This is a genomic window from Spirochaeta thermophila DSM 6578, assembly GCF_000184345.1.
In the GTDB taxonomy this organism is placed as follows: Bacteria; Spirochaetota; Spirochaetia; order Winmispirales; family Winmispiraceae; genus Winmispira; species Winmispira thermophila.
In genome coordinates this window covers 2,083,007-2,097,494 of the sequence record NC_017583.1, presented here as the reverse complement: position 1 = coordinate 2,097,494, position 14,488 = coordinate 2,083,007, and the positions used below count along the sequence as shown (strand labels likewise).

The 14,488-nt window shown below is 65.3% G+C and carries 13 protein-coding genes; 11 read left to right on the top strand and 2 right to left on the bottom strand.

The window, feature by feature from the left end; genetic code table 11:
* Positions 1–3: 3 nt before the first annotated feature.
* Complete coding sequence (locus tag SPITH_RS09550) at positions 4–1,977, bottom strand: PEGA domain-containing protein (protein ID WP_014625454.1); 1,974 nt, start codon at positions 1,975–1,977, stop codon at positions 4–6.
* A gap of 118 nt (positions 1,978–2,095) precedes the next feature.
* Between SPITH_RS09550 and SPITH_RS12130 the strand changes: the two genes are divergently transcribed.
* Together SPITH_RS12130 and SPITH_RS12830 are read left to right on the top strand one after the other, a co-directional pair.
* Positions 2,096–3,109, top strand: a complete 1,014-nt coding sequence (locus SPITH_RS12130; protein ID WP_155816553.1) for a hypothetical protein — start codon at positions 2,096–2,098, stop codon at positions 3,107–3,109.
* Complete coding sequence (locus SPITH_RS12830; protein ID WP_281047817.1) at positions 3,103–3,234, top strand: hypothetical protein; 132 nt, start codon at positions 3,103–3,105, stop codon at positions 3,232–3,234. The genes SPITH_RS12130 and SPITH_RS12830 overlap by 7 nt, the downstream gene beginning before the upstream one ends.
* Here the strand turns inward: SPITH_RS12830 and murB are convergent.
* The gene (murB, locus tag SPITH_RS09540; RefSeq protein ID WP_014625452.1) at positions 3,231–4,175 is read right to left on the bottom strand and encodes a UDP-N-acetylmuramate dehydrogenase; all 945 of its coding nucleotides are present in this window, start codon (positions 4,173–4,175) and stop codon (positions 3,231–3,233) included. The two genes, SPITH_RS12830 and murB, sit on opposite strands and share 4 nt — an antisense overlap.
* Before the next feature lie 48 nt (positions 4,176–4,223).
* On the opposite strand from murB, the gene cysS reads away from it, so the two are divergent.
* The 9 genes from cysS (at position 4,224) to SPITH_RS09495 (ending at position 14,487) form a co-directional block, all read left to right on the top strand.
* A complete protein-coding gene (gene cysS, locus SPITH_RS09535) occupies positions 4,224–5,636 on the top strand; it encodes a cysteine--tRNA ligase (protein WP_014625451.1) in 1,413 nt (470 codons plus the stop codon).
* Between the two features lie 35 nt (positions 5,637–5,671).
* Entirely contained in the window at positions 5,672–6,184 is a 513-nt protein-coding gene (locus SPITH_RS09530) for an RNA polymerase sigma factor (RefSeq protein ID WP_014625450.1), read from the top strand.
* On the top strand, positions 6,181–6,675 hold the full coding sequence (locus tag SPITH_RS09525) for a hypothetical protein (protein WP_014625449.1): 495 nt from the start codon (positions 6,181–6,183) through the stop codon (positions 6,673–6,675). The genes SPITH_RS09530 and SPITH_RS09525 overlap by 4 nt, the downstream gene beginning before the upstream one ends.
* Positions 6,672–7,223: a hypothetical protein gene (locus SPITH_RS09520; protein WP_014625448.1), complete on the top strand. Its 552-nt coding sequence runs from the start codon at positions 6,672–6,674 to the stop codon at positions 7,221–7,223. Before SPITH_RS09525 ends, SPITH_RS09520 begins: the two co-directional genes overlap by 4 nt.
* Complete coding sequence (locus SPITH_RS09515) at positions 7,223–8,794, top strand: transglutaminase domain-containing protein (protein ID WP_014625447.1); 1,572 nt, start codon at positions 7,223–7,225, stop codon at positions 8,792–8,794. The genes SPITH_RS09520 and SPITH_RS09515 overlap by 1 nt, the downstream gene beginning before the upstream one ends.
* A 271-nt stretch (positions 8,795–9,065) precedes the next feature.
* A complete protein-coding gene (locus SPITH_RS09510) occupies positions 9,066–10,304 on the top strand; it encodes a Crp/Fnr family transcriptional regulator (protein WP_014625446.1) in 1,239 nt (412 codons plus the stop codon).
* Positions 10,305–10,455: 151 nt separating this feature from the next.
* Positions 10,456–11,628 carry an ISNCY family transposase gene (locus SPITH_RS09505; RefSeq protein WP_014625445.1) on the top strand — a complete coding sequence of 391 codons (1,173 nt, stop codon included), beginning with the start codon at positions 10,456–10,458 and terminating at the stop codon, positions 11,626–11,628.
* 157 nt (positions 11,629–11,785) lie between these two features.
* Positions 11,786–12,394 carry a hypothetical protein gene (locus tag SPITH_RS09500; protein WP_014625444.1) on the top strand — a complete coding sequence of 203 codons (609 nt, stop codon included), beginning with the start codon at positions 11,786–11,788 and terminating at the stop codon, positions 12,392–12,394.
* Between the two features lie 11 nt (positions 12,395–12,405).
* Positions 12,406–14,487 (top strand): flagellar assembly lytic transglycosylase, encoded by a 2,082-nt coding sequence (locus SPITH_RS09495; RefSeq protein WP_014625443.1) that lies wholly within the window; start codon positions 12,406–12,408, stop codon positions 14,485–14,487.
* Position 14,488: the final 1 nt, after the last annotated feature.

The following is a 14,488-nucleotide window of genomic DNA, read 5'->3' as shown; positions in this document are numbered from 1 at the left end:
GCTTCACATGAAGCGGTACACGAGCCCTATCCCTCCTCGAATGAACCGCAGGTTATCCACGTACGAGGGGGTTTCCGAATTCTCCACGGGCGTCTCATCGGTACGGTGGAACGAGTAGCCCTCTGCCCAGAGGTGGATGCCGGCGCGGAGCGAGGGGAAGAGGCTGAGGCCCGCCGAACCGCCGTACCCGTAGGGGAGGAAGCGCGTCTCGTTGTAGGTCCACGTGCCCCAGGAGGGGTTGTGGAACACACCGTAGCACGTGCCCACCGCGTAGGGCGAGAGGAAGAGGTCGAGTTCCACGTGAGGGGAGGAGAGGGCGAGAAGTGCACCGACGGCCGTGATCCCGCCCGGGGGTGAGGGGGCGAGCTCGGAGGGGGCGGTCTGGGAAAGGTCCACGTCGGAGGGGTCGGTGAAGTTGCCCTTGAAGGCCACCTGCGCCCCGAGCGAGAGGTGCTCCGAGAGGGGGAGGAGGTAGGCGGAGGAGAGGCCCATCATCACCTCCTCCTGTGAGGCGTCGATCTCGAGGCCGAACTGGTACCTGGGCGCCCTGAACCTGAGGGCCGTCACGAAGAACCAGGAGGTGTTCGAAATCCCGTCGGCCACGGCCTGGTTGAAGGCCTGTGTGCTGTCAGGGTCGGCCGTCTGGGTCTGAAAGACGTGGTGGCCCTCTCCCGAGAGCACGAGCTCGGCGTAGGTGGGGTAGAGGTAGTCGTCGTCGGCGGTGAGCATGCCGTCGATGAGGGAGTAGAGGTAGAGGGTGAGGGCCGAGGCCCCCAGGGTGATGCCGGAGATGAGGTTGTAGGGTTCGTGGTCGGGTGGCGTCTCATCGTCGAGGAGGTTGGAGAGGAAGATCCCGCTTATCGCCGCCTGGATGAGGGTGGCCCCTCCTGCCATGAGGCCCAGGTTGGTGTAGCCGTCGTAGACAAGGCCGCCTCCCGGGACGATGCCTCTGGTGAGTGCGGTGGAGGGATCGGTCTTCTCCCTGGGGAGCTTGCCTATGCGGAGGAGGTCCTCCACCTGTACTTCGGCGACGAGCTCGCGCTCGATCACCGCCTGCTGGCCCTCTGCAAGACGGACCTTTCCCGCATAGGGTTTGTAACCCGGGGCGCGTATCTCCACCTGATGGGTGCCGAGGGACAGTCCCTCGAGGGTGAGGGGGGTCTTGCCCGAAAATGTGCCGTCGATGTAGACCATGGCCCCCTCGGGGATGCTCTTCACCACGAGCCGGGGTGCGCCTTCCGCGAGGGGGCTGTCCTCGAGCACTACGGTATCACCGACCTGGAGCTCCTCCTCTGCCTCCACCAGGAGGGCGCGGGCGCCGGTCGGCTGGACCTCCTCCACCTGGAGCCGGGCATAGGGGCGCTCTTCCCTCATGACGATGGCGCCCGTCTCGTCGGTGATGGGCCTGGTCTTCACCGCGGTGACGATGCGGCCCGGGACGAGCCCGGCCTGTTCGCCTGCCGAGAGGTAGACCGTGCGTCCTTCCACCGCGGCCACGGTGACGGAGAGGGGGATCGCCTCAACGAGGCGGCGGACGAGGGTCTTTGCGGCCTCTTCCACCGAGGTGGTGGGGGAGAGTTCCACGCTCGCGGCGGCCTCCACCGTGCCCTTCTCCACGTCGACCACCCTTGCGGAGAGGATGCTCTCGACATAGGCGGTCTTGTAGGCTGCGAGCGAGGCGATGAGGACCTTGCGGGCGTTGGTGAGGTTGCCGATGCGGACGGCCTGTTGGGCGCCCGTGAGCCCCGAGACCTGGATCTCCTGTTCGGTGAGTACCTCCTCGAGTCTGGCCCGTTCGACCACCTGGAAGAGGGGGACGGCCGTGAGGGTGGTGTAGAGGAGGTCGGTGACCGCGGCTGCCTGTTCCTCGGGTACGCCGATGCCCTCTACGGGGAGGACGGCGATGGTGACGGGGGCCGGGGAGAGGGCGGTTGCGACGAGGAGCAGCAGGGGGATGAGGGGGTTCCGAAGACGCATGGGACACCTCCTTTGGGGTGTGTTGTCCAGCAGAGGAGGCCCAGCACGCTGTTTCTTACCACTATACCCCGCTATGGAGGCTCTTTCAAGGAAAAAAGGGCGGGTCTGGTGAAGCGGGGTGGCGGGTTCGCGTGTCGTACCGGGCAGGATGGTTCGCCGGTGGTTCGTTCCCATGTGGGTGGGGGTCGTGCTCGTGGTGTATGCGGGGGAGGGGTCGCTCACCGTGTGGCAGGATGTGGAGGGTGGGTTCGGGGTGCGGGTGGGGGTGGATGAGGGGGGGTGGAGGGGGATGGTATGGGAGGGGGAGGAAGGGTGGAAGGCGGGGGTTGCGGGTCCCGTGGGGTGTGCGGGGCCGCTCCAGAGGGAGGGGCTCCTCGCCTCGTTGTGGAATCCGTTCGGTTGGGGGTGGGATGAGGGGAGGATACGGCGTGTGGTGCCGGTGCGGCTCGATGGGGCGAGGGTGCCGGTGGGTCGGGAGGGGGTGGCGGTGTGGGTGCCGGGGGGGAGTGTGGGGTGCTTTGGGTGGGGGGATGGAGGGAGTGAGGTGTGGGGGGTATGGCTGGGGTTGGGGGATGAGGGGGGTGGGGTGGAGGTGGTGGGGGTTCGGGTGAGGTGGGAGGGGGAGGAGTGGGGGGAGGGGTGGTGGGTGGAGGAGCCGGTGGTGGGGGTGGGTGGTGGTGTGTACGGCGGGGTGCGGGGGTGGGTGCAGGGCGGGGGGGTGATGGGGTACGGGGAGGTGGGGTGGGGGGTGCCGGGTGAGGGGCCGGTGGGGTGGTACGGGAGGGGTGGGGGGAGGTGGGAGTGGGGGTGGGGGTGGGGGTGGCTGGTGGGGGTGTGGGGGAGGGATTGGGTGGGGTGTGATGGGGAGTGGGAGGGGGAGGGGAGGAGGGTGTGGTGGGGCGGTGGGTGGCGGGGGAGGAGTGGAAGGCGGGGATGGGCGGGGAGTGGTGGGAGGTGTGGGTGGGCGGGGAGGGGGAGCGGGGGTGGGTGGAGGGTGAGGTGGGAGGGGGTATGGTGCGGCTGTGGAGGGAGGGGGAGGTGTGGGGAGGGAGGTGGGGGGTGGCGTGGGGGCCGGTGGAGGCGGGGGTCGGGTGGGTGTGGGGGGAGGGGGTGGAGGAGGGGGAGGTGGTGAGGGTGACGGTGGGGGTGGGGGGAGGGGAGGTGTGGGGAGGGGTGGGGCTGAGGGAGGGGTGGGAGCCGGGAGAGGTGCCGGCGGTGGGGGTGGGGATGGGCTGCTCGTTTGTCGAGGAGTTCTAGGTGAGGGGAAAGGGAGGCGCGGTCTCTTCGTCCCACTCCCCCACCAGGAGCACCTCGCGCTCGAGTCTGTAGCCGTAGGCCTCGTAGACCTGTTGTTCGATAAAGCGTATGAGGTGAAGTATCTCGCGTGCCGTAGCCCCACCGGCGTTCACGATGATGTTGCCGTGAAGGGGCGAGACCTGGGCCCCCCCCATCCTGTGCCCCCGCAGCCCGAGCCTGTCCACGAGCACGCCGGTGGGTGCGCCGAAGGCCCGGTTGTTCTTGAAGACCGACCCGGCCGACGGTGCGGCGAAGTGGCCCTTCGCCTCCCTGTCCGCCCGCACCTCCCGCACCCGCCGTGCCAGCGCCTCCCGCTCCCCCTTCCCCAGCCGCACCCGCGCGCGCACGAGCACCCACCCCTTCCCCTGCAGGGGCGAGCGCTTGTAGCCGAACTCCTCCTCCCGCACCTCCTTTCCCACCAGCCGCCCCTCCTCGTCTATCACCTCGAAGGCGCTCATCACGTCCGAGAACGACCTGCCGTAGCACCGCGCGTTCATGTAGGCGCTCCCGCCCACGCTCCCCGGCATCCACGCGAAGTCCTCGAGCCCTACCATCCCCCGCTCCACCGCCTCCACCACCGCGTCCTCGATCCGCACCCCTGCATCGAGCCAGGCCCCCTCCTCGTCCCACACCGCCTCCCTCACCCGTCCCGTGTGCACCACCACGCCCCGCACCCCCCGATCGGAGACCAGGATGTTTGCGCCCCCGCCCAGGACGAAGAGCGGCAGCCCCTCCTCCCTCACCATCCGCACCACCCGTACGAACTCTTCCCGGTCCTCCGGCACCACGAAGAGGTCGGCAGGTCCGCCCACCTGGAACGAGGTGTGCCGGGCCATCGGCTCGTCCGGCAGAACCGACCCCGTTATGTTGATTTTTTCCGCCAGTTTCCGTACCTTATCCACGACCTCATCCTAGCAGAAACCGGGCGCTACCGCCAGAATGGAGCGGGTATGGAACTCAGGCTCTTCAACACCATGGGCAGGATCCAGGAGCCGTTCGTCCCTCGGGAGGCGGGCAAGGTGGGGATGTACACCTGCGGCCCCACGGTCTACAACTATGCCCACATCGGGAACCTCCGCACCTATATCTTCGAGGATGTGCTGAGGCGCACCCTCCTCCATGCGGGCTACCGACTCGTGCACGTGATGAACGTGACCGACGTGGGCCACCTCACCAGCGACGGCGACGAGGGAGAGGACAAGGTGATCAAGGCCGCGCGCGAGCGAGGGATGAGCGTGTGGGAGATCGCCGAGTTCTTCACCAAGGCTTTTTTCGAGGATACGGACAAACTCAACATCCAGCGACCCGAGATCGTCTGCAAGGCCACGGAGCACATCCCCGAGATGATCGACCTGGTGAAGCGGCTCGAGGAACGCGGCCACACCTACCTTGCAGGCGGCAATGTCTACTACGACATCTCCACCTTTCCCCGGTACGGAGAGCTGGCTCGGCTCGACGAGCAGGATCTCCGCGCCGGTGCCCGTGTCGGGGTGGATGCCCACAAGCGCAGTCCCCGGGACTTCGTCCTGTGGTTCACCCGTTCCAAGTTCGAGCACCAGGCCATGGTGTGGGACTCCCCATGGGGGAAAGGGTATCCGGGATGGCACCTCGAGTGCTCGGCCATGAGCATGAAGTACCTCGGTGAACAGTTCGACATCCACTGCGGCGGAGTGGACCACATCCCTGTGCACCACACCAACGAGATCGCCCAGAGCGAAGGCGCCACGGGGAGGCACCCCTGGGTACGCTACTGGCTCCACGCCGAGTTCCTCGTCATGGATTCCGGCAAGATGTCCAAATCGAAGGGCAACTTCCTCACGCTTTCCAGTCTCGAGGAAGAGGGCTTCCATCCCCTCGATTACCGGTACTTCTGCCTCGGGGCGCACTATAGGAGCCAGCTCTTCTTCTCGTGGGAGGCACTCGAGGCGGCCAGGAACGCACGACGCAACCTCATCGAACACCTGAGCGGGCTTCATCCCAGGGAGGGGTGGGAGCAGACTCCGCTCTCCGAGAGGGGTGAGGCCTACAAGCGTGAGTTCGAGGAGGCGATAGGAGACGACCTCTCCACGCCCCGGGCACTCGCCGTGCTCTGGCGTGCGGTGAAGGATGAAGACCTCCCGCCCGAGGAACGGGCCGTACTCACGGTGACCATGGACCGTATTCTCGGCCTCTCGCTTGCGGAGGCCATCGCCTCCGACGATGCGCTCGAACCCGAGCTCCTCGAACTCGTCCAGCGACGTGAGGCCCTGCGGAAGCAGCGGGACTTTGCGGAGGCCGACAGGATTCGTGACGAACTCGCGCGTCGGGGTATCATCGTAGAGGATACGCCACAGGGGCCGCGCTGGAAGCGAAAGACCACCTAGGGTGTAACTTTCAGGGACATGGGTTGTTGTAGTATATGTATCATGACGACGGGCTTTTCGACAGGGTGTACCGGCATGCGTTTCCCGTACTCTACAGGGTGGTCTACCGGATAACGGGCGACGGCCATGTGGCAGAGGAGATCTGTCAGGAGGCGTTTATCCGCTATTACCCTCGGATGCATACGATTCAGGATACCGACGAGGCCACCTATTGGCTCATCCGGGTGGCCCGTAACCTCGCCTACAACCACGAGCGGCGACGTACGAGGGAGCGGCGTGCGCTCACCAGCCTCTTCAAGGAGCAGCCCAAGACCGAGGAGAGCGAGGAGTCCCGTCTCCTCAAGGAGGAGGACTCCCGCATGGTGAGGGATGCGATCATGGCGCTCCCCTACAACCTGAGGGTGCCGCTCGTCTTGCGGGAGTACGAGGGCTTCGCGTATCGAGAGATCGCGAAGGCGCTTGGCATATCCGAAGCCAACGTGAAGATCCGTATCTTCAGGGCCCGGCGCAGGCTCGCCGAGCTGCTTGAGGACCGGGGGATGGTATGAACGAGAAGGAATGGCTCTCCATGAGCGAGAGGTACGATCGGATGCGGGATGGGAACGAGGTTCCGCTCGAGCATCCTGCACTGCAGACCTACGGACGCCTCTCCGCCTTCCTCTCCTCCTGGGTGATCGGGAGGGAAGAGGTGGAAGAGGCTGCAGCCCGGGTGTACCGGAGGGTGGAGGCGGTCCTCACTGCGCCCCGCCGGGTGGCGGGGATCGCCCTCCCCGTGCCGGTCTTCGCCTTGCTCGTGGTCCTCGCCGTTGCCGGTGCGGGGTTCTCCCTGGGGGTCATCCTCGGGATGTGGGGCGGCCAGGCAAGCATGGATGTGGTGCAGCAGGCGGTGGTCCCCCTGCCCTCGGCCCAGCCGGGTGGGGAGATGGTCCGCGCGTTGGGTGATTCCTCACAGGACGAGCTCGTGATAGAGCTTCCTCCTGTCCCCTCTCCCCGGGCATACGGGACCCCCGTCTTCGTACGACTCTCGTCCGGAAGATGACGATGCATACGCGCATATTCGTCGCATGGCTCCTCACCGTCTCCCTCATGCCGGTCTTCGGTCAGGACGACCGGGTGGAGGACCTCCTCTCCACCATAGAGAGGGTCGTTACGGTGAACATCGCTACCCGACTGGAGGGGGTGGAGGATTTCGAGTGGGAGGTCCACCGGTCCCGGGCCACCCTTCCCGGCAAGGCGGTCACCATAAAACTCGTGGGCAAGGACCTGGTGGTCCTCGCACGTATCACCCCCTTCGAGCGGAGTGACGGGTCGTATCTCATCCTCGCCGAGGGACAGGTGTGGACTGCGGACGAGGGCGATGCACTCAGGTACGTGGCCACGGTGAAGGAGATCCCGCTCAAGATCGGAGAGAAGGTGGTCTTCTTCCCCCTGGGGCGGGCCGACGTGCACGTCCAGGGAAACGACGTGTACCACATCGTGATGGAGATATGGCTGGACGGAGCCCTCGATGAAGAGCCGCAGGGCGGGGCCGCCGATGATGCGCCGGAAGGGGGTGAACCCGAGGGGCAGGGGGAGGAAGGGGGGTGATGCTGCGCTCGTTCGCGGTCTTCTCCATAGCGGTGACGTTGGGTGCGGTGTTCATGTGGGTGGTCGACGCCCTGCCCCCGCGGATCGTTCGGGTCGTGCCCGAGGTGGCTTCGCCGGGGGAGGTGGTGCGCATCGTGGGTCGGGGATTCGGAGGTGAGCCGGGCAAGGTGTGGGTGGGGGGGAGACAGCTCCTCCAGCGGAACGTGCGGTCGTGGAGTGGCAGGACGGTGGAGGTGGAGCTTCCCAAGGACGTGGAGTCCGGATTCGTGGTGGTGGAGGCCCGTGATGGGAGCAGGAGCAACGGGGTCCTCTTCGCGGTGAAGGAAGAGATCCCGGTGGCGTACGAGGAGGGCGCCTCGCCAGTCCTCTCGGAGGTCGAGCCGGCGCGGGTGAGGATAGGTCAGCTCGTACGACTTTCGGGAGGAGGGCTCTCTCGCCTGAGGGAAGGAGGGCGTGTCTTCGTGACGTGGGCGGGAAGGGCGGCGGTACAAGGCGAGGCCTCGCGGTTCCTGCCGGTCCCGATCGATCAGGTGATCTCCTGGACCGACGAGGAGGTGGTCTTCCGCATGCCGGAGGGTGCGGCGGGGGGAGAGGTCTTTCTCGCGAGGGGGGATGAGCGCTCGAGCGGGGTCTTTGTGGAAGTCGACACCGCACCGGGGAGGAGGGAGTACGGTGATGCGGTCACCTATGCCCTCACCTTCCGGACCACGGTGGAGGGAGTGCGTTTCCAACCTACGGGTGTGGTGGTGGCATGGCTTCCCCGGGTCCTGGGCACGCATTGGCAGCGGAACATAAGGGACGTGGAGGAGACGCCGCCCCCCTTTTTCCAGAACGATCGGCGTCTCGCCTTCAGGTTCTCTTCCGGACCCGGGGTCCTCATCGCTGAGCGGGCCGTGGTGTGCGACGTGTATCCTATGTGGATAGAGGATGTGGATCCTCGTCTCTCCTTTTCGAAAGCGGAGGCTTCCTCGTACGAGGCGTATACCAGACCCTCCGGCGCCATCGATGCGGGTGACGAGCGGCTGGGAGGGCTCTTCGAAGAACTCACAGGGACGGCCTACGAGCGGCTCTGGCGTCTCTTCACCTGGGTCCGGGACGTCGTGGGGTACGACCCCGGAGGTCCGGGCGAGCCGGCCCAGGTCCTCGCCGCCGGAAGGGGGTCCTCCCTTGGAAAGGCCCGCCTCCTCGCGGAGCTCGGTCGCATGGCAGGACTCCCCGTGCGCCTCGTGGGTGGGGTCCTTCTGGAGGGGCGCGGAGACCTCGGGTGGTACTACTGGGTGGAGGCTGCGCTCCCCGGCATGGGATGGGTGCCCGTGGATCCCACGGCGATTCAGAGGGTGGTGCGGATCCCCGAAGGATACCGGGGGCAGGATGAGATGTTCTTCCTCGGTGGGCTTTCGGCCCAGCATCTGCTCCTCTTCAGGGAGGACACCTCGACGGAACGCCTCGTACCAGGGGGTGAGGCCGCCCTCTCGGAGGAGGCTCCGGCCCTCTGGGAAACGAGCCACGAGTGGCGGGGCGTCTCGTTCGATCGGGTTTCCTACTCGGTGGAAGTGGTGGGCGTCTACTAGTCCGTACGGGGCGTGATTCGGGGCGGCGGTGAGCCATCCCTCTGGCCTTCGCCGGGGCCCCCTGGCGCGTCCGCGTGTCCCCCATGGGGAGCAGCGACGGTCCCCGCGGCCGACGGGTGCGATCCTCCTGCGACAGGCCGTAGTGCGGCATGTGCCCGCACCATGGTGAAATCCGCTCCAGCGTGTGCTATTATAGATAGTGGCATGTTCATTGACAAAGGAAATTGCACGCTTCTATACTGTGGTAAGAACATTCTCCTCAGGATGAACGATGGCTGAACCACTCCAGCTCTCCCTGGTCAACTTCCGGAAAGGCGCGTACATCATCGTGGAAGGCAAGCAGGATGCCGACTACTTCTACATCATCCGTTCGGGACAGGTGCGTCTGGCCAGGGAGACCTCGGTAGTGGACGACGAGGGGGGGGACATCCTCGGGCCGGGTGACTTCTTCGGCGTGGTGGCCACGATGTCACGCCACAGCCACATCGAGACGGCCCAGGCCCTCACCGATGTCTCGCTCATCGCCGTGCACCGTGACAACTACCACCTCCTCATCGAGCGGAACACCCCGGTGGCGCTCAAGATCATCGAGAAGTTCTCACGCCAGATGCGACATCTCGACAGGAAGCTGTCCCAGCTCACCCTCAAGCACACCATAGAGGAGTACGATCTCGAGCACCTCTTCAGGGTGGGTGAGTACTACGTACGGCAAAACCAGTACTCGATCGCCTACTACGCCTACTACCAGTACCTCAAGTATGCTCCTCAGGGACGGAACGTGGAACAGGCGAAGGCGAGGATGGAGAAGATCAAACCCTATGCACGGCCGGTCTTCCTCGAGCCCGCCGAGGGACTCACCCGCACCTACCCCAAGGACACCATGATCTTTTGCGAGAACATGCCGGGGGAGGAACTCTTCGTGATACAGAAGGGCTCGGTGAGGATCACCAAGATCGTCAACGACAGGGAGGTCCTCCTCGCGGTTCTCAAGCCCGGTGATATCTTCGGGGAGATGGCCCTCCTCGAGAACAAACCCCGCTCGGCCTCGGCCATTGCTCACGAGGATTGCACCCTCCTGGTGGTGAACAAGGCGAATTTCGAGCGGATGGTGAGTACCCAACCCCAGCTCATCGCCAAGCTCACCACCCTGCTCGCCGAACGGATCTGGTTCCTCTACAAACAGCTTGCCAACACCCTGCTCGCGAACCCGGTGGCGCGCCTCTACGACGGGATGCTCATCCACCTCGAAAAGTTGAGGGTCTCCATCCGTGACGGGAGCGCCTATACCTTCGATTTCGGTCCCAGGGAGCTCGTCAACATGGTGGGGCTCCCCCAGGAGAAGGGACTGCGGGCCTTCCAGGAGATCCTCTCTTCCAAGTTCATCCGAGTGCTCGACGACAGGATCGTGGTGAGCGACGTGGCCGAGCTCGAGAAGCAGGCCAAGTCCTACAGGAAGATCGAACGGATCGAGCGGGCGCGCAAGGGAGTCAAGACGCAGGACGCCTTCTGAGGAGACCGTCTCGAGGGCGATCCGTTCCCCGGCCAATCCCTCTCCATCTCTTTTTACACCTTCCTTCGTGAAGAATTACGCCTGTTGAAACTCAGTAATAATGTCACCCCTAGGACTCGATAAAAATGTCACCCCCTGAGAGAATGGGGGGATGATCGAGATGAGTCTAAAGGAATTAAAACGAGCGGAAGTGTTGGGGAAGATGGAAAGCCAAGGTCTGACGAACGAGCAGGTAGCGCAGATCTTAGGGGTGAGCAAACGGCAGGTGCAGCGGTGGAAGAAGAGGCTCCGGGAAGGGGGGATCGCGGGATTGCGGCATGGGAACCGAGGCAAACCGTCGGGGAATCGGAAGGAGGAGGAGTTTCGGCAGAGGGTGGTGAGTAGGTATCGGGAGAGGTACGGGGATTTTGGGCCGACGTTTGCGAGCGAGCAGTTGGCGAAGGAAGGTCTTGAGGTGGATCACGAGACGCTACGCAGGTGGCTGCTGGAGGAAGGAATCTGGGCGAGGAAGAAGAGGAGGAAGCCGTACCGAAGCCGGAGGAAACGGCGGGCCTGTTTTGGGGAGCTGGTTCAGTTTGACGGGTCCCCGCATGATTGGTTTGAAGGACGGCGCAGTGCCTGTTGCTTGATGGTGATGGTGGATGATGCGACGGGGATCACGTATGCGCGGTTCAGTGAACAGGAGACGAGCGCTGCGGCGATGCAGCTGCTGTGGGGCTGGGTGGAGCAGTATGGGATCCCGATGAGTCTGTACTGTGACTTGAAAAACGGCTACAAGACGCTGCGGGAACCGACGCTGGAGGAACAGTTGGCGGGCAAAGAGCCGAAAACCGCATTCGAGCGGGCGTGCGACAAACTGGGGGTACAGATCGTGAGTGCGTATTCGCCGCAAGCGAAAGGGCGGGTGGAACGGCGGAACGGGATTCTGCAGGATCGGTTGGTGAAGGAACTGCGTCTTGCGGGGATTTGTACGATCGAGGAGGCGAACCGGTACTTGTGGGAGACGTTCCTGCCTCAGTTCAACGAACGCTTTGCGGTAGAAGCGGAAGACTCGCAGGACGTGCATGTGCGATGTACCAAAGAAACGAAGCTGAAAGAGATCTTTTGCTTTGAAGCGAATCGAGTCGTACAAAACGATTACACAATCTACTATGAGAGGCAGGTGCTGCAGATCAAGAACGACAAAGGCTTCCTTCCTCGGCCGAAACAGAAGGTCCTGGTTCGAAAATACCTGGATGAAACGATCTCCCTGTTCCATGAGAATAGGGAGTTGAAGTATGAGCGGGTAACTCCTGCACGGCACACCAAACAGCGGGCAGGATGAAGAGAATACTACCCAGGGGGTGACATTTTAACTGAGTTAAAAAGGGTGACATTTTTATCGAGTCTTGACACCCCCCCATTTCAACACTCCCCCTTGACAGTGCCCAAGGATCTTTGTCATTGACAAATCGCGTGTGTGGGTTTTACTCTAGAGGTACATGGTGGGCATAGCGCTTGCGGACAGACGGTTCTTCCCCTTGGTGGATGAGAGGAGCGGTGGGGCGAAGCGGGTGGTGCTCGAGCCGGCGCACGAGGGCCAGCGCCAGGTCGAGGTGCGGCTCCTCATGCGTGATGATCAGAAGGAGCTCCACGTGGGTTCGCTCTTCATCGAGGCGGTGGGGGAGGTGGTGGTGGATGTGCTCGTCCGGGATGGGCGGCTGGTGGCGCGTGCGCGGTCGGGCGACCGGCAGCAGCACCTGAACGTGAACCTCTCGCTCATCGAGGAGGAGTACGCGCTCCCCGATCTCGATCTCCTCTCTCCCGAGGAGCGGGAGGCGCTCGAGGAGGAGATGAGGCGGCAGGGGGATCTGGACGAGGATGTCTTCAGCGAGTGGGAGGAGGAGCGGCCGCGGCGGTCGGCGTGGTGGTGGCTGCTCCTGGTGGCAGGGGTGCTCCTGGGACTGGGGGTGGCGCTTGGCGGTGCGTATCTGGTGTATCGGTTCCTCCTCCAGCCCGAGCCGCTTCCCCGGCTCGAGGGGTCGCTGGGTGAGGGGCTGCGGATGGCGGCGGGGTGGGCGGGACTTCTCTGTATGTCCCTGAGACGATAGGGGTGGTCTCGATGTCGATGGTGCGCGTCTCCCTCTGCGTCGCAGCGCTGGGGGTGGTGTTGGTGTGGGCCTGCGCCTCGGAGGGTGGGGTGGAGGACGGGGTGGTGGGGGTGCTCGACGGGCTCGAGGAGGGGAGGGTGGAGGTGCTAGAGGGGCGGGAGGCGGGGGTGCTCGCCCGGGGGGCGGAGCGTGAGGAGGAGGGGGCGGCGTTCTTCCTGGGGCTGGTGTATGAGGGGATGGGGTTGCGGGAGGAGGCGAGGGTGTGTATGGAGGTGGCGGCGGGGAGCGGGTCGGTGCCTGCGAGGGTGGGGGCCGTCGGGTGGTTGATGGAGGATTCGTACGACCGGGGTGATCTTGCGGGGGTGGAGGAGTGGGCGAGGAGGGGGGTGGGGTACGGGGTGTTGCGGGGGGAGGCGCTGGCGAGGCTGGTGGAGGTGTGGGCACGGCGGGGAGGGGGTGAGAGGGAGGTGTTGGAGTGGGTGGCCGAGGAAGGGGAGGGGAGGGTGCGGGCGTGGGCGCTGTGGGCGCTTGGGGAGTGGGAGAGGGTGCTGGAGGAGGTGAGGGCGCGGGAGGTGCCGGAGGGGGTGTGGGTGGTGGGGGAGTGGGGGGTGCTGGGTGAGGCGGTGGGGGCGGTGAGGGAGGGGCGGTATGGGGAGGCGGTGGAGGGGTACCGGGCGTACCTGGGGGGAGGGGAGAGGGCCACGCCTACGGTGCTCGCAGACCTCTACACCGCTTACAGACTCTCAGGCCGCCTCTCGGAGGGCGCCTCCTTCTTCCTTTCGCTGGCCGAGACGCGATCGGAGGTACGGCTCTCTGCCCTCGACTACGCCGGCAGGCTCTTTCGCTTTGCAGGCGACTATGACCGGTCCGACCAGGTGTGGGAGACCGTGGGTGAAGAGGCCTCCTCCCCCTCGCTCCGCGCCCGGGCCGCCTGGTACCTCTTTGCGAACGCCGTCCGCCGTGGGGGGGACGCCCCCCTCACCCTGGCCCCCCGCCTCCCCGCCCTCCTCCACAGCACGCAGGAGCTCTCCCCTGTGCTCGACGAGTACGTCTCCGAACTCATACGCACCGGCGAGTTCCGCACCCTCCCCCGCCTCTACACCGCCCTCGCCCCCATCCTCTCCCCGCCCCACCGCGCCCTCCTCTCCACCGCCATCCTCGCCTCTGCCTCTGCCGGCCTCCTCTCCCTCTCCTCCGACGAGGCGCACACCCTCAAGGATGCCCTCGCACAGGCCTCCGCCTCACCCCACACCCACCCCTACTACTACCTCCTCGCCCACCCCGACGCCTCGCCTCTCGCCTACTACACCCGCACCCCGCGCAGCCCTCGCACCTCCGACCCTGCCGCCACCCGCTTCATCCGACTCGCCGTTCGCTTCCGTCCCCTCTACCCACGCCTTCCCTCCCTCATCCGGCACTACCTGCCTACCGCCGCCCCTGACGTCCTCTTCGACCTCGCCCGCGCCCTCTCCCAGGCCGGCTTCCACTACCAGGCCATCCACCTCCTCGCCGACCTCCACGAGGAAGGCATCCCGCTACCTGAGGACCTCGTGCGCACCGTGCTCTATCCCCGCCCTTTCCTCGACCACGTGGAGTCCGCCCTTCGCACCCTCCGCCCCCACCCCTCCCTCGACCGCGCCCTGCTCTACGGACTCATGCGTGAAGAGAGCCTCTTTTCCCCGAACATCGTCTCGCACGCCGACGCAGTGGGCCTCATGCAGCTCATCCCCGCCACCGCCGACGAGGAACGCCGCCGCCTCAGGATGGAACCAGGCGACCTGGAGGACCCCTCCTACAACATCACCCTGGGCACTTCCTACCTCTCGCGCATGCTCGAGCGCTTCTCCCTCCCCATCTACGCCCTCGCCGCCTACAACGCAGGCCCCACCAGAGCCAAGACATGGAGTGCCTCCTACGCGCACCTCCCGCCCCTCCTCTGGATAGAGGCCCTGCCCCTCCCCGAGACCCGCCACTACCTTCGCAAGGTCCTCGCCTCCTCGGTATACTACGCCTACCTTTACCACGGCCGTTCGGTGAGGGACGAACTCTTCCGACTCACCGGGACTGACGTGGCGCAGGCACTCTCTCTTTAAG